This is a genomic window from Streptomyces lothianensis (assembly GCF_047779955.1).
In the GTDB taxonomy this organism is placed as follows: Bacteria; Actinomycetota; Actinomycetes; order Streptomycetales; family Streptomycetaceae; genus Streptomyces.
This window is the reverse complement of record NZ_JBLMKT010000027.1, coordinates 15,122-31,618: the sequence shown is the minus strand read 5'-3', so window position 1 is coordinate 31,618 and position 16,497 is coordinate 15,122. Positions and strand designations below refer to the sequence as shown.

The following is a 16,497-nucleotide window of genomic DNA, read 5'->3' as shown; positions in this document are numbered from 1 at the left end:
TCGGAAGTTCCAGCACTCATCCGTGCAACCCGCATTCCGTCTTGGCCCGCCCGGCCCAGCGGCCCGAGCGCGCGTCCTCGCCCTCGGCGACCCGGAAGGTGCAGGGCGCGCAGCCGATCGACGGATAGCCGTCGTCGAGCAGCGGATTGGTCAGTACGCCGTGTTCGGCGACGTAGGCGTCCACGTCGGCCTGTGTCCAGCGGGCGATCGGCGCGATCTTGACCTTCTGCCGCTTGGCGTCCCAGCCGACCACCGGGGTGTTCGCGCGGGTCGGCGACTCGTCGCGGCGCAGCCCCGTCGCCCACGCGTCGTATCCGGCAAGGCCCTGCTCAAGCGGCTTGACCTTGCGCAGCGCGCAGCACAGGTCCGGGTCGCGGTCGTGCAGCTTCGGCCCGTACTCGGCGTCCTGCTCGGTCACCGACTGCACGGGTGTGAGCGTGATCAGGTTGACGTCCATGACCGCGCCCACCGCGTCCGCGGTGCCGATGGTCTCGGGGAAGTGGTAGCCGGTGTCGAGGAAGACCACGTCCACGCCGGGCATCGCACGCGAGGCGAGATGCGCGACCACCGCGTCCTCCATCGAGGAGGTGACGCAGAAGCGCGGGCCGAAGGTCTCGGCCGCCCACCTGAGGATGTCGAGCGGAGAGGCCTCCTCCAGGTCGCGGCCCGCCTGTTCGGCGAGCGCTTCCAGTTCTTCGGCCGTGCGCTGCGTCTGAGCCGTGCTCATATCCCGTCCCCTCCACCGGAGTTCTGCGAGGTCTGAGAGTTCTGTGAGGCCTGTGAGTTTGAGTTCTGCGAGTGCTGCGAGTTCTGCGAGGTCTGCGAGGTCTTCCGGACGCCCCGGGCCAGCAGCCCGAGGAACTTCAGCTGGAAGGCCCGGTTGCAGGAGGCGCACTCCCAGGCGCCGTGGCCCGTCTCGTTGGGGCGCAGATCCTCGTCCCCGCAGTACGGGCAGTGGAACGGCGCCGCCCGCTCGCTCACGACAGGGCCTCTTCCGAGGCACGCGCGGTCCAGGCGGCGAAGCGCTCGCCGTCCTCGCGCTCCGCCTGGAAGCGCTTGACGACCCGCTCGATGTAGTCGGGCAGCTCGGCCGAGGTGACCTTCAGGCCACGGACCTTGCGGCCGAAACCGGCGTCCAGGCCCAGGGCGCCGCCGAGGTGCACCTGGTAGCCCTCGACCTGCTCGCCGTTCTCGTCGAGGACCAGCTGTCCCTTGAGACCGATGTCCGCCACCTGGATACGGGCGCAGGCGTTGGGGCAGCCGTTGATGTTGATGGTGATCGGCTCGTCGAAATCGGGGATGCGGCGCTCGAGCTCGTCGATGAGGGAGGCGCCGCGCGCCTTCGTCTCCACGATCGCCAGCTTGCAGAACTCGATCCCGGTGCAGGCCATCGTGCCGCGCCTGAACGGCGAGGGGTTGACGGTCAGATCGAGGGCCTCCAGGGCCGCCACGAGGGAGTCGACGCGGTCCTCGGTGACATCGAGGACCAGCATCTTCTGCTCGGCGGTGGTACGCAGCCGGCCCGAGCCGTGCGCCTCGGCCACCTCGGCGATCTTGGTGAGCGTGGCACCGTCGACGCGGCCGACGCGCGGTGCGAAGCCCACGTAGTAGTTGCCGTCCTGCTGCTTGTGCACGCCGACGTGGTCGCGCCAGCGGCCCACGGGCTGCGCGGGCGCGGGCCCGTCGACGAGCTTGCGCTTGAGGTACTCGTCCTCCAGGACCTGGCGGAACTTCTCCGTGCCCCAGTCGGCGAGCAGGAACTTCAGGCGGGCGCGGGTGCGCAGCCGCCGGTAGCCGTAGTCGCGGAAGATCGAGATGACGCCCTCGTAGACATCGGGCACCTCGTCCAGCGGCACCCAGGCGCCGAGCCGCTGGCCGATCTTCGGGTTGGTGGACAGGCCGCCGCCGACCCAGACGTCGAAGCCGGGACCGTGCTCGGGGTGCTCGACCCCGACGAACGCGATGTCGTTGATCTCGTGCGCCACGTCGAGCAGCGGGGAACCGGAGATCGCGCTCTTGAACTTGCGCGGCAGGTTGGAGAAGTCGGGGTTGCCGACGATGCGGCGGTGGATCTCCTCCAGCGCGGGCGTGCCGTCGATGATCTCGTCCTGGGCGATCCCCGCCACGGGCGAGCCGAGGATGACACGCGGGGTGTCACCGCAGGCTTCCGTGGTGGACAGGCCCACGCCTTCGAGCCGCCGCCAGATCTCGGGCACGTCCTCGATCCGGATCCAGTGGTACTGGATGTTCTGCCGGTCGGTGATGTCGGCGGTGCCGCGCGCGAACTCCTGGGAGATCTCACCGATCACCCGCAGCTGCTCGGTGGTCAGCCGGCCGCCGTCGACGCGGACACGGAGCATGAAGTACTTGTCGTCGAGCTCCTCGGGTTCGAGGACGGCCGTCTTGCCGCCGTCGATCCCGGGCTTGCGCTGGGTGTACAGGCCCCACCAGCGCATCCGGCCGCGCAGGTCGTTGGGGTCGATCGAGTCGAATCCGGTCTTGGAGTAGATCGTCTCAATGCGTGTCCGCACATTGAGACCGTCGTCGTCCTTCTTGAACTGCTCGTTGCCGTTGAGCGGAGTGAAGTGACCGACGGCCCACTGACCCTCGCCGCGGTGACGTCCCGGCCGACGGCGTGGGGCTGGTGCGGGCTTGTTGGGGGTGGCGGCCATGGCTGTGTCCTTCACTGCAGGTGCGCGGCTTTGACCTGCGCAAACGGAAACGCGTACGGGCGTACGGAGGTACGGGGATACGCGCGCGTCATTGCGCAGGCTCGTCGAAAGAGGTCGGGCTACGTCGGGCCCGGGGAAGTGCGGCGTCGTGCTGAGATCTTCAGCGCGCCGGACAGATGGCGCTGGACACGCGGCCGAGGTCGACGTGACGTCGACTCACCAAGGCAATTCCAGCTCGAGACATGACGGAAGCGTGGCACGGGACTTTGGACTCAGTCCAGCATCGTCCGTCATGTGGACAGTGTTGTCCTGCATGATGAGATGGTGTGGTCTGGGTCACGGATCGGGGATCGGCCCAGGTCACCACGGGTGTCACCACCGGAGGGGCGGCGGCGCGGCGCGGCTCGCCGCCCCGCGCACAGGAGCGCGGGGCGGCTCAGCACCGCTGCGTGCGGGAGCTCACCACTGCGCCGAGGGGCGCTCCGGCTCCTCCTCCACCTTGGTGTCGAAGAGCCGGAAGCCGCGCCGGAGGTAGTTGTCCATCGCATGCTCGCCGTCGAGGCTGCAGGTGTGCAGCCAGACCCGCTTCGTCGGCGTGCGGCCCGGCCAGCGCTCGGCCAGATCCCAGGCGCGGGCGGTCCCGTACGTCAGGAGATGGCCGCCGATGCGGCGGCCCCGGAAGGCGGGGAGGAGCCCGAAGTAGAGGATCTCGACGACCCCCTCCTTCTGGGCGTCAAGCTCCACGTACCCGGCCGGCGTCCCCTTGTCGTACGCGACCCACGTCTCGACCCCCTCACGCTCCAGATGCCGCTGCCACTCGGCGCGGCTCAGCCGCAGCCGGTCGGTCCACTGGATGTCGCCGCCTACGGCGGAGTAGAGGAAGCGGCTGAAATCGGCGGAGGGGACCTCGGCGCGCACGATCCGCACCTCGCCCTCCGGTTCGCGCGCGGGGCGCAGATCGGCGGGCGAGGTCTGCTCCAGGGACCAGGTGGTCACAGTGATGCTCATGCCGCCCAGCGAATCATGCGCCCGCACCCGGCCCAACCCCCGGGGCGGCGGCCGGGGCTCGGTCCGGCCGCTCTCCTCGGCCCACCGGTCTCCTCAGCCTGACTGCTTCCCGCAGTCCGGCCGCTCCCCGCGCCGGACCCGCACCACGGTCGGCGCGTTCGACCGCGGCAGCAGGTCAGACGGATCCTGCGGCAGGATCACCCGTACGTCGGTGTCCTCGCGGAAACGATACGGCCGGCCTTCGAGCAGCCCGGCCAGATAGCGCCGTACCCGTGACAGCTCCGCCCGCACGGTCACCGCACGGCCCGGATCGCCGAACAGCTCCCCGGCGAGGGCGGGTGCGCTGCGGCCCGCGGGCGCGACGGCGAGCAGATACAGCAGCTCGGCGTGGCGCGGGCTCAGCTCATGACTCCAGGCGCCGCTCGCGCCGGTCACGCTGAGCGTGCACCGCGGTGCGGCGCTCAGATCGAGCACCACGACCGCCGGCGCCCCGAGCGCACGGTCCCCGGCCTCCTCGGGCCGCAGCAGCCAGCCGCCAGGCAGCGGCTCGACGAGGCAGTCGCCGAACGCCGGCAGCCAGGCCCGCCCCGGCCCGACACCGCTGGGCAGCGCGATCCGCTCGACGGGCGCCGTGCCCGTGACGGCGGCGGTCCAGCCGTCGCCGTCCACGACGAGCGCCCGCCCCTTGATCCCGGCGAGCAGTGGCGCCGCCGTCATCCGCAGCCGGTCGAGCGAGACCCGATGCCGGGTGCGCAGCTCGGCCTCGGCGAGCCGGGCCACCGACTGCACCAGGGAGAGCGTCGCCGGATGCATCGTGTCGAGGGGGCCGCTCACATCGACCACCCCGATGAGACGGCCGTCTCGCGGATCGGTCACCGGGGAGCCAGCGCAGGTCCACTGGTGATGGCTGCGGACGAAGTGCTCGGCCGAGAAGACCTGCACCGGCCTGCGCGTGACCAGAGGCGTACCGACGCCGTTCGTGCCGACCGTCGACTCTGCCCAGTCCGCGCCCAGCTCGAGGCCGTGCCCGTCCGCCATCCGCAGCACGGACGAGGAGCCCTCGCGCCACAGGATGCGCCCCTCGGTGTCCGCGACCAGCATGATGTGCTGGGCCGCGTCCGCGATGGTCACGAGCGCGCGGCGCAGCTCGGGCAGCAGCTCGGCGAGCCCCGAGGTGTGCCGGCGCTCCTCCAGGTCCTCGCGCCCGAGCAGCCCGTTCCGCACGTCGCGCTCCGGATCGACGCCGCGGCGCAGCATCCTGCCCCAGGACTCCCCGATCACCGGGCGCGGCTCGACCGGCGGCCGCCGCCCCAGGAGCGCGGCATCCCGCACCCCCTTGAGCACCCGGGCCGCCTTGACGGAATCCACGGCCGCCAGCCGGGTCAGATCGATCGTCGCATTCGCCACCGGAGCCTCCCACTACGCCAGTGCACATCCTGCACTCCCGACGCGGTGACCCTCCGGTGGGGAAACCGGCTGCAGAACCGGCTGCAGAACCGGCGGGGGAAGCGAGCCGCGGAGGTCCGCCCGGCGCATGACCGCCGGACGCCCCTCGGGAGCGCACGGCACGATGCAACCCCCTGCAACGCTCGCGAACAAGTGCGCGTACGACCGAAAATGAACACGACGCCGCTTCCGCGGCGTTCATGCCCGCTTTCCAACAGGGTATGGGGGCGGGGATGGTGCCGTGTCGGCGCAGCACCATCCCCGCGACCCGCACACCGGCGGCATTCGCTCCGTGAACCGCCGCGCCCGCCCGGCCCCTCTGGGCACGGAAAACGGAACGGCCCTCTCTCGTACGGAAAGCGGAACGGCCTCGGGACCATGCCGTCCGACAGCCTCCGCGAGGGGCCCGGCCGGCGGTGGACTCTCCGCATGCGACCAGCGGCTCGGCCCGATTCCCGCCGGTGCGGGCGGGGGCGCCCTTGCGGATACGGTAAGGACGTGCACCAGGCAGAAGAAACACCCGAGCTGCCCCCGGGGCGGCTCCACCGGGCCCGCGCCGTTTACCGCAACATGTCCAAAGGCAGAACCGCCTGGCTGCTCCTCAAGGACACGGTGAACTCCTGCATCGAGTACCGCATCCTGGGCCTGGCCGCGGAGGCCGCCTTCTTCACCCTGCTCTCCGTGCCCCCGCTGCTGCTCTCCCTGGTCGGACTGCTCGGCTACGTGGACGCCTGGACCGGCGCCGAGACCATCCAGTCGGTGCGCGACAACATCCTGGAGGCCGCCCGCACGGTGCTCTCCGACAAGGGCGTGCACGACATCGCCGAGCCGATCCTCGACGACGTCCTCAAGGGCGGCAGCCCCGACGTCATCTCGCTCGGCTTCATCCTCGCGCTGTGGTCGGGCTCGCGCGCCGTCACCGTTTTCATCGACACCATCACCGTGATGTACGGACTCGACGGCGTACGCGGCATCGTGACGACCCGGCTGCTCGCCTTCCTGCTCTTCATCGTCGCCCTGGTGATCGGCTCGGTGGCACTGCCGTTGATGGTGGCCGGGCCCGATGCGGTGCTGCAGGTCCTGCCGATCTCCGACGGCGTCGTACAGGCCCTGTACTGGCCCGTGGTGATCCTGCTCGGCATCGTCTTCCTGACCACGCTGTACCACGTGTCCGTACCGGTGCGCTCGCCCTGGATCGAGGACGTGCCCGGCGCCCTGGTAGCCCTCGGCATGTGGGTGCTCGGCAGCTTCCTGCTGCGGATCTACCTCACCAACACCGTGGAGGGACCCACCATCTACGGCTCCCTCGCCGCACCCGTCGCCGTCCTCCTGTGGATCGGCGTCTCGGCCTTCGCGGTCCTCGTCGGCGCGGCGGTCAACGCGGCCATCGACCGTGTCTGGCCCTCGATCGCCACCGCCGCCGCCCGCGAGGCGAACGAGCGGATCAGGGAGGCGAGGGCCGCCGAGGTGGTCGCCCGCGCGGCCGCCGCACGGGCCGCCGAGGATCCGGAGGACCCGGACATGCCCTCCGAGTTCCCCGAACGCTGGGCCCAGTTCCTGCCCCCGGACGACCTCAGCGCCCGCCTGCGCACCCACGCGAAACGGCACCCCGAGCCGCGCCCGCCGAAGCATCCCGCGCCGCACGCGAAGGACTCCCCCGAGGAGCGCGACCGGCCCTGAACCCTTACGGGGTCCGGCTCACTCCTTCCAGGTCCCGGCCGCCGCGTGCTCGCGCACGAACTCCCCGAAGTCGCGCGGCGCACGCCCCAGTGCCTGTCGGACCCCGTCCGTCAGCTGAGCGTTGTGCCCGTCGAGCATCGTCTCGAACAGCTCCACCAGGAACGCGACCGCGCCCTCCTCGGTCCCCGTCTCGGCGAGAATCTCCCCGAAGGCCCGCGCCGGCACCGGGATGTACGGGATCTCCCGCCCGGCCGCCTCGTTGATCTCCGACACGGCCGTACGGAAGGAGAGCAGCCGCGGCCCGGTGAGGTCGTAGGAGCGCCCGATGTGCCGGTCCTCGCTCAGCGCCGCCACCACCACATCGGCGATGTCCCGCACATCGACGAAGGGTTCGAGGACCTCACCGGCCGGGAAGGCCAGCTCTCCGGTCGCCCGCACCCCCTCGAACAGCTCGCCCTCGCTGAAGTTCTGCATGAACCACGCGGCCTGCACGATCGTCCACTCGGCACCCGACTCACGCAGCGCACGCTCCGCGGGCGCGGCCTGCGGCTCACCGCGCGCGGAGAGCAGTACGAGCCGCCGTACCCCCTTCCCCACCGCCTTCGCCGCGAGAGCCGCGATGTCCTCGGCGGTGCCGGGCGCGCCGATGTCGAAGTAGTGCGCGAGATACGCGGCGTCCACACCGTCCAGCGCCGCATCCCACGTCGAGCGGTCCGTCCAGTCGAACGGGACGGGCGCGGACCGCGATCCGCGCCGCACCCGCAGCCCCGCCCGCTCGGCCGCCTCCGCCACGATCCGCCCGGTCCTGCCGGTCGCCTGCGTCACGAGGACGGTCCGGTTGCTGTTCGTCTGCTGGTTGCCCGTGGTCTCTGTCATGTCTCCAGTGAACTTCCGCACGCCGCCGCTTCCCATCGCAGAGACGCTCGGTGCCATACGCAGACGTCTCGCCCGTACCCTGGGGGCCATGGACGCACTCGCCGGATTACTGGAAGGCCCCCGGGCGAAGGGCGCGTTCCTGGTCCGGGCCTGCTTCGACCCGCCCTGGTCGGTACGGATCGAGGACCGGGCACCCGTCAGCGTGATGGTGATGCTGCGCGGCGAGGGCTGGCTGATCCCCGACGAGGGCGGGAAGCACCACCTGGCGCCCGGCGACATCGCGATCGCCCGTGGTCCCGACCCGTACATCTGCGCCGACGACCCCGCCACCGAGCCGCGCGCGGTGATCCTGCCCGGCGGGCGCTGCACCGCCCCGGACGGCCGGGAGATCAAGGACTACCTCGATCTCGGCACCCGCACCTGGGGCGGTCGCAGCGACGGGGAAGCGGTGATGCTCGTCGGCACCTACCAGCTGCCGGGCGCGGCGAGTTCGCGGCTGCTCGACGCGCTGCCGCCGCAGCTCGTGCTGCGCGAGGAGGTCGCCGACTGCCGTCTCCTGCCGCTGCTCGCGGAGGAGATCGTCCGCGACGAGCCCGGCCAGGACGTGGTTCTCGACCGCCTCCTCGACCTGCTCCTGATCGCCTCGCTGCGCACCTGGTTCGCCCGCCCCGAAGCCTCACCGCCCGGCTGGTACCGGGCCCTTGGCGACCCGGTCGTGGGCGTGGCGCTGCGCGCGATCGAGGACGCTCCGGCGCACCCGTGGACCGTCGCGGAACTCGCCACCCGGGCCGGCGTCTCGCGTGCAGCCCTGGCCCGCAACTTCACCGAACTGGTCGGCGACCCCCCGATGGCCTACCTCACCGGATTCCGCCTGGCCCGCGCGGCGGACCTCCTGCGCGATACGGACCTCACCCTCACCTCGATCGCCCGCAAGGTCGGCTACGGCAGCCCCTTCGCGCTCTCCACCGCCTTCAAACGGGAGTACGGGGTGAGCCCGGCGGAGCACAGGGAGGGCGCCGCGCCCAACACGCCCTGAGGCGGGCGATGCGGTGTCCGATTCCTTCAAGACGGCGGATCGCGGGTGGTCTACGTTCGCAGCATGACCACGCAACACAGCCACACCCCGCAGCCCACCCCTCGCTTCGACATGATCGGCATCGTCGTCTCCGACATGAGCGCCTCGGTCGCTTTCTACCGGCGCCTCGGGCTCGACTTCCCCGAAGGCGCCGAGCAGGAGCCGCACGTGGAGGCGAGCCTTCCGGGCGGACTGCGGTTCGCCCTGGACACCGAGGCGACCCTGCGCTCCTTCACCCCCGGCTGGCAGCCGCCGGCGTCCGCGGGCCGGATCGGCCTCGCGTTCCTGTGCGCGGACGCGGCCGACGTGGACGCCCAGTACGAGGCGCTGGTGGCGGCGGGCTACGGCAGTGAGCTCAAGCCGTTCGACGCGTTCTGGGGACAGCGGTACGCGACGGTCCTCGACCCGGACGGGAACGGGGTGGACCTGTTCGCGCCGTTGGGGGAGTAGGAGGCGATACATCCTCAGGGGTTCCGCAGCGGCTCCAGAGCGGCCTCTGAGCCGCTGCTACGGCGCCAGCGCGAGCAGCGCGCCGAGCGGCATGCCCGCCAAGTCCCGTACATCACGTGACAGATGGGCCTGGTCGGCGAAGCCCGCGGCCGCCGCGGTCCCGGCGGCGGGCAGGCCCGAGCGGGCCAGTGAGAGCGCGCGCTGGAGGCGGAGGATGCGGGCGAGATTCTTCGGCCCGTAGCCGAAGGCGGTGCGGGAACGGCGGTGCAGGGTGCGGGCGGTGAGCCCGATCTCCGCCGCGACCTGCGCGACGGTGGCGCCCTCGGCCAGCCGCTCGGCCGTGTGCCGCAGCGCGGTGTCGGGCGGGGCGGTGCCGACGGTGCGGGCGAGTTCCTCCAGGCCCGTTCGGGGATCGGCCGCCGCCTCGACCTGCGCGGCCAGCCGCCGGACGCGCGCCGCGGGCCACAGGTCGCGGAGTTCGACGCGCTGGTCCAGGAGCGCGTGGGCCGGGGTGCCGAGGAGGGGTGGTGCGGTGCCGGGGGCGAAGCGGATGCCGGAGACGGTGGTGGCCTCGCCGGGGCTTGTGCGGTGGGCCCGGGTGTCCGGGCCCGCGACGAGCAGCCGGCCCTCGGACCAGAGGATGTCGATACACCCGTCCGGCAGCACCGGGTACGGCTCGCCGTCGCCGGCCCGGTCCGCGGTCCAGACGGCGGCCCCGGGGAAGAGGGCGGGGCGCTCCTGGTACATGCTGCCAAGGGTAGGCGAGGCAGCGCCGCGGAGGCGGGGCCGACAGCCGACCCCAGCCCCCGCGGGGGCTGGGCCGACAGCCGACCGCATAGAGTCGGCCGGGTGATCGAGACCCTCCGGTTCGGCGACGCCGGGACCCTGCCGAGCAGCCCGCCCCTCACCCCCGAGGTCTGGGCGGTGCACGGCCTGGCGGGCCATGCCCCCGTCCTCGGCGAGGACGAGCGGCAACGGGCCGCCGCGCTGCGGCAGGAGGCGGACCGCACCGTCTACATCGCCGTGCACACCGCGCTACGGATCCTCACCGGCGCCTACCTGCAGCAGGACCCGGCCACGCTCCGTTTCCACCGCGAGGACTGCCCTGGCTGCGGCGGCCCGCACGGACGCCCCGCACTCCCCGGCAATCCGCTGCACTTCTCCCTCTCCCACACCAAGCGCCTCGCCCTCCTCGCCTTCGCCCCCGCCCCCGTCGGCGTGGACATCGAACCCCTGCCGGCCGCGGACGTCATGGCCGACGTGGCCGCTGCCCTGCACCCGTCCGAGCGGGAGGAGCTGGCCCGGCTCCCCGAGCCCCGGCGCCCGTCGGCCTTCGCCCGCTGCTGGACCCGCAAGGAAGCGGTCCTGAAGGGCACGGGGGAGGGCATCGCGGGGGACGGCCTGGTCCGTACGGTCGTCGGTACGGGCCCTGACCCGCGTCCCGTCCCGGGGTGGCGTATCGAGGACATCACCGCGCCTGCCGGTTACGCCGCCGCCCTTGCGGTGGCCGCACCCGGACCGGAGCCTGGATGACCCGGCACGCTCACGCCGAAGGGCCCGTCGGTCAGGCCGCCACAGCCGGCCGACGGGCCCCTCCACCCCGGTGCCCGGCCAGGCACCGGCTCCACCGGTACGAGGGGGCGTCACTGGCAACCTCCCGTACCGGAAGCAGGGTTGATCGAGCAGGGGCACCCGGTGCCCCGGGGCCGCTCAATCGAGCAGGGGCACCCGGTGCCCCAGGGCCGCTCAGCGGAGCTTGCGCCCCTTGGCCTCCATGGCCGCGCGGCCCTGCGCCTGCTTGAGCCGCCAGTCGCGGCGGATCTCCGCCCGCAGCCGGGCGTCGGTCTTGGCGAGCAGGCGCTGGTTCTCCCGGATCAGCTTGCGGTAGCTCTCCAGGCGCCGAGCGGACAGCGAACCTTCCTCGAGTGCGGCCAGCACCGCACAGCCCGGCTCCACCTCATGGGCGCAGTCGTGGAAGCGGCACTCCTCGGCCAGCTCCTCGATCTCCGAGAAGACCTGGCCGACTCCGGTCTCGGCGTCCCACAGGCCGACGCCCCTCAGCCCCGGGGTGTCGATGAGGACTCCGCCGCCGGGCAGGGCGAGCAGATTGCGGGTGGTCGTGGTGTGCCGGCCCTTGCCGTCCACGTCACGGATCGCCTGCACATCCATCACATCCGCCCCGAGCAGTGCGTTGGCCAGGGTGGACTTGCCCGCGCCCGACGGGCCGAGCAGCACGCTCGTACCGCCCGAGACGACGGCCCGCAGCACTTCGACACCCTCGCCCTCGGCGGCGCTGACGGGCAGCACCTGCACGCCGGGTGCGGTGGTCTCGACGTCCTCGACGAGATGGGAGAGCGCGACCGGGTCGGGCACCAGATCGCATTTGGTCAGCGCGATCAGGGGCTGCGCACCGGACTCCCAGCCGAGCGCCAGGAACCTTTCGATCCGGCCGAGGTCGAGGTCCCCGGTCAGCGGTACGGCGATGATCGCGTGGTCGACGTTGGCGGCGAGGATCTGGCCCTCGGACCGCTTGGACGAGGTGTTGCGTACGAAAGCCGTACGGCGGGGCAGGTAGGTGCGCACCAGCGGCGGTTCCGCGGCCGTGTCGACGGCCGCCCAGTCACCGGTGCACAGGACCTTCATCGGATCGCGCGGTGTGACGAGCGCGGTGTCCGCGCGCAGCGTGCCCTCGGCGGTCACGATGTCGCACAGCCCGCGGTCGACGCGCACCACACGGCCCAGGGTCAGGCCCTGCTCCGTATACGGCGCGGCAGTGGCCTCCCAGTCCGCGTCCCAGCCGTAGGAGGTCAGGGGAAGCGAGGACGAACGGGAGAAGGAAACGGTGTTCAAGTCTGGGGACCCTTCGAAGGGAAGTGGCCCCGGCAGAGCGCCGCGTGTGCGGCGGCGCGGTTCGTTCAGTCAGGGATCAGCCGGAGACCACGAGGGGGTGGGTGACGGTCTTCTGCGTGCGGACGGCGTCCGCCCAGGTGACGGCAGTCATCAGGCACACCTCCAAGCTCTCCGGTCGGTACGGTCGGTTCGGCGCCGCGGACCGCTGCTGTGCACCGGTCCTCGGTTCGACGGATGAAAGCTAACCCGAGGCGCCTTGGCGGTGCCACAGGTTTTTCCGGCACCGGATTCCGAGGCCGCATCCTCCGCTTCCCGGGGCCCGGCCCCCGTGCCCCTGGGCCCGTGCCCCCGTGCCCAGTCCCCAGCCCCCAGCCCTGGGGCCCCGTGCCCCGGAAAGATCGTTGACGGAACTCGGCGGCGCTGCTTACCGTCTGCGCCGATGCCTTCTGACGCTGCGTACGCAGATCTCGTCCTTCGTCCCGTTTCCGGGCCCGAGGAGATCGAACTCTTCAACTCCCTCCCGTACTCCATCAACCACGAGCTGGCCGACGACCTCGCCGAGGACCGCCGCCGCCCCGGCTGGATGTGGCTCGCCCTGCGCGGCGGGCGCGTGACCGCGCGGCTCGCGTGGTGGGCGCGGGCGGGGACCGGGCGGCCCGTGCTCCTGGACATCCTCGACGTGGACGATGCGGACCCGGGGGCGGCGGCGGACGCGCGTGCGCTGTACGCGGAGGCCGCCGCGGCCGTGCTTCCCGCGGGGGAGACGCAGCCCGAGTACGAGCGGTTCATCCCGGCCGACTGGCGGGAGGACCCCGAGGCACGGCGGGCGGTCGAGACCCGGATGTCGGTGCTCGAATCGGCCGGAGCGCGACTGGTGGTCGAGCGGTTGCGGCTCGAATGGCGCCCCGGCACCGAGCTGCCGGCCCGCGACCCGCGCCTCGCCTTCCGGCCCGCCCTCGACGAGGACGAGCTGCTCGACCTCCAGACCCGAACGCTCACCGGCACGCTGGACTTCCACAGCCAGGCCGACCTGAAGCGGATGTCCGCGGCACAGGTGGCGCGGGAGCAGTGGGACGAGGAGTTCGCCCGCTACACCTCGCCGCGCGAGTGGTGGCAGATCGCGGTGCTGGCGGACACGGGGGAGGCGGTGGGCTTCGTGATCCCCGCGCGCAATCCCTACAACCCGGTCCTCGCGTACATCGGCGTCGTCCCCGAGCATCGCGGCAACGGCTACATCCACGGCATCCTCGCCGAGGGCACCCGCATCCTCGCCGCCCAGGACGTCCCCCGGATCCGCGCGGCAACGGACCTGGGCAACGCCCCGATGGCAGCGGCCTTCGCCAGGGCGGGCTACGTGAACTTCGAGCGCGCCGTCAACATGGCCTGGTCGTAGGCGGGTACGCCCGCATCGATACAGCCGGGAAGGCGCGGTGGCGGGAAGGAGGCCCGCCCCAGGCAACCGCGGTGTCCGATTCCCGCCAGCACGCGCGGCGAGGGCCCCGCACACTGGAAGGGTGATCGACCAGGACACCGCCTACGAGGCGGTACGCAGCCGCGACCCCCGCTTCGACGGTGCCTTCTTCTTCGCCGTCTCCACCACCGGCATCTACTGCCGCCCGAGCTGCCCCGCCATCACCCCCAAGCGCCCCAACGTCCACTTCTACCCGACCGCCGCCGCGGCCCAGTCCGGCGGCTACCGCGCCTGCCGCCGCTGCCGCCCCGACGCCGTCCCGGGCTCCGCCGACTGGAATGCGCGGGCCGACGTCGTCGGCCGCGCCATGCGCATGATCACCGACGGGGTCGTGGACCGCGAGGGCGTCCCCGGTCTCGCGACCCGCCTCGGCTACAGCGCCCGCCAGGTGCAGCGCCAACTCACGGCCGAGGTGGGCGCGGGGCCGGTCGCCCTGGCCCGCGCCCAGCGCGCCCACACCGCACGCGTCCTGCTCCAGACCACGGGGCTGCCCGTCACGGACGTGGCCTTCGCCGCCGGTTTCGCCAGCGTCCGGCAGTTCAACGACACGATCCGCCGGATCTACGCCCGCACCCCGAGCGAACTGCGCAAGGAGACGGGGACCGCCAAGCCCGCCAAGCCCGGCGGGACCGTCAAGCCCGCCAAGCCCGCCAAGCCCGGCGGGACCGTCAAGCCCGTCAAGCCCGCCGCGCCCGCCGGGAGCGGCGCGGGTGTGCCGCTGAGGCTCGCCTACCGCGGCGCGTACCACGCGGCCTCCGTCTTCGATCTGCTCGCCGCCGAGGCGATCGAACGGATCGAGGAGGTCACGGGCGAGCCCGGCACCCGCACCTACCGCCGCAGCCTGCGCCTGCCGCACGGCACCGGTATCGCCGCCGTCGACGAACACGCACCCGGCCCGTGGCTCGAGGCCCGGATCCACCTCACGGACCTGCGCGACCTCACCACCGCCGTACAGCGCCTGCGCCGCCTCTTCGACCTCGACGCCGATCCGCACGCCGTCGAGGAGCGCCTCGCCGAGGACCCGCGCCTGGCCCGGCTGATCGCCGCCCGCCCCGGGCTGCGCTCGCCGGGCGCCGCCGACCCCGAGGAGTTCGCCCTGCGCGAGGTCCTCGGCCGCGAGGCGGCCACCGACCTGCTCACGCGCTACGGCACCCCGCTCGCCACCCCTTGCGGCAGCCTCACCCACGTCTTCCCCGAGGCCGCGACGGCGGCCGATGCACTGCCCCTCGCGAAGGCGCTGACCGACGGCCTGGTACGACTCGATCCGGGCGCCGATCGCGACGACGCGCAGGAGGCGCTGCGGGCCGTGGCGGGTGTGGACCCGTACACCGCGGCCGTGATCCGGACCCGGGCGCTCGGCGATCCCGATGTCGCGCCGCCCGGCGAGGAGTCCGCCGACCTGTGGCGCCCCTGGCGCTCCTACGCCCACCGCCACCTGCGGGTGGAACGCACCGAGAGGGAACCCCGGCCATGACGACCGCCGTCACCACCACCACGTACTGCACGACCCTCCCGAGCCCGCTCGGCGAGCTGCTCCTCACCGGCGACGGCAGCGGCGCACTCGGCTCCGTCTCCGTACCGGGCCAGAAGGGCGGACGCACCATGCAGGCGGAGTGGGTGCGCGCGCCCGAGGCCTTCGCGGAGGCCGAGCGGCAGCTCGCCGCGTACTTCCGGGGCGAACTCGAGGAGTTCCACCTGGAGTTCCGCACCCACGGCACGGCCTTCCGCGAGCAGGTGTGGGCCGCGCTCGACGCCGTCCCGTACGGCGCCACCACGACGTACGGCGCCATCGCCCGCAGCATCGGTGCCTCGCGCGCGGCGGTGCGCGCGGTCGGCGGCGCGATCGGCGCCAACCCGCTGCTGATCGTGCGTCCTTGCCACCGGGTGATCGGCGCGGACGGCAGCCTCACGGGCTACGCGGGCGGCCTGGACCGCAAGCTGCAGCTGCTCGGCCTGGAAGGCGCGCTCTGAACCGAGCAGCACCTCCTAACGCGCCACCCACCCCCGCTCGTACGCATGCCACCCGAGCTGCAACCGCGTGGTCACCCCGGCGAGTTCCATCAGCCGCTTCACGCGCCGCTGCACCGTCCGCAGCCCCAGATCGAGCTGCTTGGCCACGCTCGCGTCCGTCAGGCCCGCGAGGAGCAGCGACAGGATCTCCAGGTCCGTCCGGTCCGGTCCCTCGCCCTCCTGCGCGTACACCGAGGCGTCCTCGCCGAGCCGGAGCGGAAGCGCCTCGCGCCATACGGAGCTGAACAGGCCGTGGAGCGATTCGAGCAGCCCGCTCGCATGCACCACGAGCGCCGCCGGTTCCGCATCGCGTGAGGTGAGCGGGACCATCGCGAGACTACGGTCGGCGATCACCAGCTTGGTCGGTACCCGGTCCACGACCCGCACCTGTTCGTCGCGGCGCAGCGCGGTGGAGAGTTCGAGCAGCCCGGTCGGCAGATCGAGTACGGCACGTTCGACGATCACGCGATACCTGACGCCGCGTGCCGTCGCCTGTTCCTCGGCCTCGTTGTCATGGCCGGAGACCACGGTGGGCCGTCCGGTGACCAGCGCACAGACCTCCTGTGTCGCGCCGAGCTGCAGTTGGAGGAAGCGCCGGGCGACCGCGCCCGCACCCGTGACGACCTCGACGAGATCGTGCACCGAGGGCGCGTCGGCCTGCGTGCGGTACTCATCGGCCAGCAGCGCGGCCGCGAGCTCCGCGCGCTCCAGCTCGTGGCGCTGCTGGGTGAGCAGCGCACCGAGCGCGACACCCGGGGGAGCGGCCACCCAGCGGCCCTGACGCGAGGTGGACTGGGCGGCCAGACCGTGGTGTTCGAGCCTGCGCAGCGCCCGCTCGGTGTCGGTCTCCTTCAGTCCGAGACGGGCGGCGAGGTCGGCCGCGTCGGCCGCACCGAGCGTGACCAGCGCGCGGTAGGCCGCCTCCTGCATCTCGTCAAGGCCTATGGCCCCCAGCATTG

At 72.5% G+C, this 16,497-nt stretch carries 17 protein-coding genes; 7 read left to right on the top strand and 10 right to left on the bottom strand.

Going from position 1 to position 16,497, the window contains the following annotated elements; all coding sequences use genetic code 11:
* Positions 1 to 16 precede the first annotated feature (16 nt).
* The 6 genes from ACLF6P_RS07240 to ACLF6P_RS07215 form a co-directional block, all read right to left on the bottom strand.
* Positions 17 to 727, bottom strand: coding sequence for a phosphoadenylyl-sulfate reductase (locus tag ACLF6P_RS07240; RefSeq protein WP_415948999.1), 711 nt, complete (start codon positions 725 to 727; stop codon positions 17 to 19).
* The gene (locus tag ACLF6P_RS07235) at positions 724 to 981 is read right to left on the bottom strand and encodes a hypothetical protein (RefSeq protein ID WP_415949161.1); all 258 of its coding nucleotides are present in this window, start codon (positions 979 to 981) and stop codon (positions 724 to 726) included. The genes ACLF6P_RS07240 and ACLF6P_RS07235 overlap by 4 nt, the downstream gene beginning before the upstream one ends.
* Entirely contained in the window at positions 978 to 2,672 is a 1,695-nt protein-coding gene (locus ACLF6P_RS07230; RefSeq protein WP_415948998.1) for a nitrite/sulfite reductase, read from the bottom strand. The genes ACLF6P_RS07235 and ACLF6P_RS07230 overlap by 4 nt, the downstream gene beginning before the upstream one ends.
* Before the next feature lie 160 nt (positions 2,673 to 2,832).
* Positions 2,833 to 2,916, bottom strand: a complete 84-nt coding sequence (locus ACLF6P_RS07225; RefSeq protein WP_352248988.1) for a putative leader peptide — start codon at positions 2,914 to 2,916, stop codon at positions 2,833 to 2,835.
* Positions 2,917 to 3,131: 215 nt separating this feature from the next.
* Positions 3,132 to 3,680 carry a GNAT family N-acetyltransferase gene (locus tag ACLF6P_RS07220; RefSeq protein ID WP_415948997.1) on the bottom strand — a complete coding sequence of 183 codons (549 nt, stop codon included), beginning with the start codon at positions 3,678 to 3,680 and terminating at the stop codon, positions 3,132 to 3,134.
* 93 nt (positions 3,681 to 3,773) lie between these two features.
* Positions 3,774 to 5,087 (bottom strand): GAF domain-containing protein, encoded by a 1,314-nt coding sequence (locus tag ACLF6P_RS07215; RefSeq protein ID WP_415948996.1) that lies wholly within the window; start codon positions 5,085 to 5,087, stop codon positions 3,774 to 3,776.
* A 537-nt stretch (positions 5,088 to 5,624) separates the two neighbouring features.
* Between ACLF6P_RS07215 and ACLF6P_RS07210 the strand changes: the two genes are divergently transcribed.
* Positions 5,625 to 6,806, top strand: a complete 1,182-nt coding sequence (locus tag ACLF6P_RS07210) for a YihY/virulence factor BrkB family protein (RefSeq protein ID WP_415948995.1) — start codon at positions 5,625 to 5,627, stop codon at positions 6,804 to 6,806.
* An 18-nt stretch (positions 6,807 to 6,824) separates the two neighbouring features.
* On the opposite strand, the gene ACLF6P_RS07205 is transcribed toward ACLF6P_RS07210, so the two are convergent.
* On the bottom strand, positions 6,825 to 7,682 hold the full coding sequence (locus tag ACLF6P_RS07205) for an NmrA family NAD(P)-binding protein (RefSeq protein ID WP_415948994.1): 858 nt from the start codon (positions 7,680 to 7,682) through the stop codon (positions 6,825 to 6,827).
* 88 nt (positions 7,683 to 7,770) lie between these two features.
* Between ACLF6P_RS07205 and ACLF6P_RS07200 the strand changes: the two genes are divergently transcribed.
* Both ACLF6P_RS07200 and ACLF6P_RS07195 read left to right on the top strand, forming a co-directional pair.
* A complete protein-coding gene (locus ACLF6P_RS07200; RefSeq protein ID WP_415948992.1) occupies positions 7,771 to 8,718 on the top strand; it encodes an AraC family transcriptional regulator in 948 nt (315 codons plus the stop codon).
* Between the two features lie 63 nt (positions 8,719 to 8,781).
* The gene (locus ACLF6P_RS07195; RefSeq protein WP_415948990.1) at positions 8,782 to 9,207 is read left to right on the top strand and encodes a VOC family protein; all 426 of its coding nucleotides are present in this window, start codon (positions 8,782 to 8,784) and stop codon (positions 9,205 to 9,207) included.
* Positions 9,208 to 9,264: 57 nt separating this feature from the next.
* Here the strand turns inward: ACLF6P_RS07195 and ACLF6P_RS07190 are convergent, their stop codons facing one another.
* Positions 9,265 to 9,954 carry a helix-turn-helix domain-containing protein gene (locus tag ACLF6P_RS07190; RefSeq protein WP_415948989.1) on the bottom strand — a complete coding sequence of 230 codons (690 nt, stop codon included), beginning with the start codon at positions 9,952 to 9,954 and terminating at the stop codon, positions 9,265 to 9,267.
* A gap of 102 nt (positions 9,955 to 10,056) precedes the next feature.
* On the opposite strand from ACLF6P_RS07190, the gene ACLF6P_RS07185 reads away from it, so the two are divergent.
* Positions 10,057 to 10,740, top strand: a complete 684-nt coding sequence (locus ACLF6P_RS07185) for a 4'-phosphopantetheinyl transferase family protein (RefSeq protein WP_415948988.1) — start codon at positions 10,057 to 10,059, stop codon at positions 10,738 to 10,740.
* A gap of 213 nt (positions 10,741 to 10,953) precedes the next feature.
* Here ACLF6P_RS07185 and rsgA read toward each other — a convergent pair whose 3' ends face one another.
* Positions 10,954 to 12,057, bottom strand: a complete 1,104-nt coding sequence (rsgA, locus tag ACLF6P_RS07180) for a ribosome small subunit-dependent GTPase A (protein WP_415948987.1) — start codon at positions 12,055 to 12,057, stop codon at positions 10,954 to 10,956.
* Positions 12,058 to 12,496: 439 nt separating this feature from the next.
* Here rsgA and ACLF6P_RS07175 point away from each other — a divergent pair, with 439 nt between their 5' ends.
* The 3 genes from ACLF6P_RS07175 to ACLF6P_RS07165 all read left to right on the top strand — a co-directional run bounded on the left by ACLF6P_RS07175 (position 12,497) and on the right by ACLF6P_RS07165 (position 15,499).
* Positions 12,497 to 13,450 (top strand): GNAT family N-acetyltransferase, encoded by a 954-nt coding sequence (locus ACLF6P_RS07175; RefSeq protein WP_415948986.1) that lies wholly within the window; start codon positions 12,497 to 12,499, stop codon positions 13,448 to 13,450.
* 124 nt (positions 13,451 to 13,574) lie between these two features.
* Complete coding sequence (locus ACLF6P_RS07170; protein WP_415949150.1) at positions 13,575 to 15,002, top strand: bifunctional transcriptional activator/DNA repair enzyme AdaA; 1,428 nt, start codon at positions 13,575 to 13,577, stop codon at positions 15,000 to 15,002.
* Positions 14,999 to 15,499: a methylated-DNA--[protein]-cysteine S-methyltransferase gene (locus ACLF6P_RS07165; RefSeq protein ID WP_415948985.1), complete on the top strand. Its 501-nt coding sequence runs from the start codon at positions 14,999 to 15,001 to the stop codon at positions 15,497 to 15,499. Before ACLF6P_RS07170 ends, ACLF6P_RS07165 begins: the two co-directional genes overlap by 4 nt.
* A 15-nt stretch (positions 15,500 to 15,514) precedes the next feature.
* Here the strand turns inward: ACLF6P_RS07165 and ACLF6P_RS07160 are convergent, their stop codons facing one another.
* Complete coding sequence (locus ACLF6P_RS07160) at positions 15,515 to 16,495, bottom strand: helix-turn-helix domain-containing protein (RefSeq protein ID WP_415948984.1); 981 nt, start codon at positions 16,493 to 16,495, stop codon at positions 15,515 to 15,517.
* Positions 16,496 to 16,497: the final 2 nt, after the last annotated feature.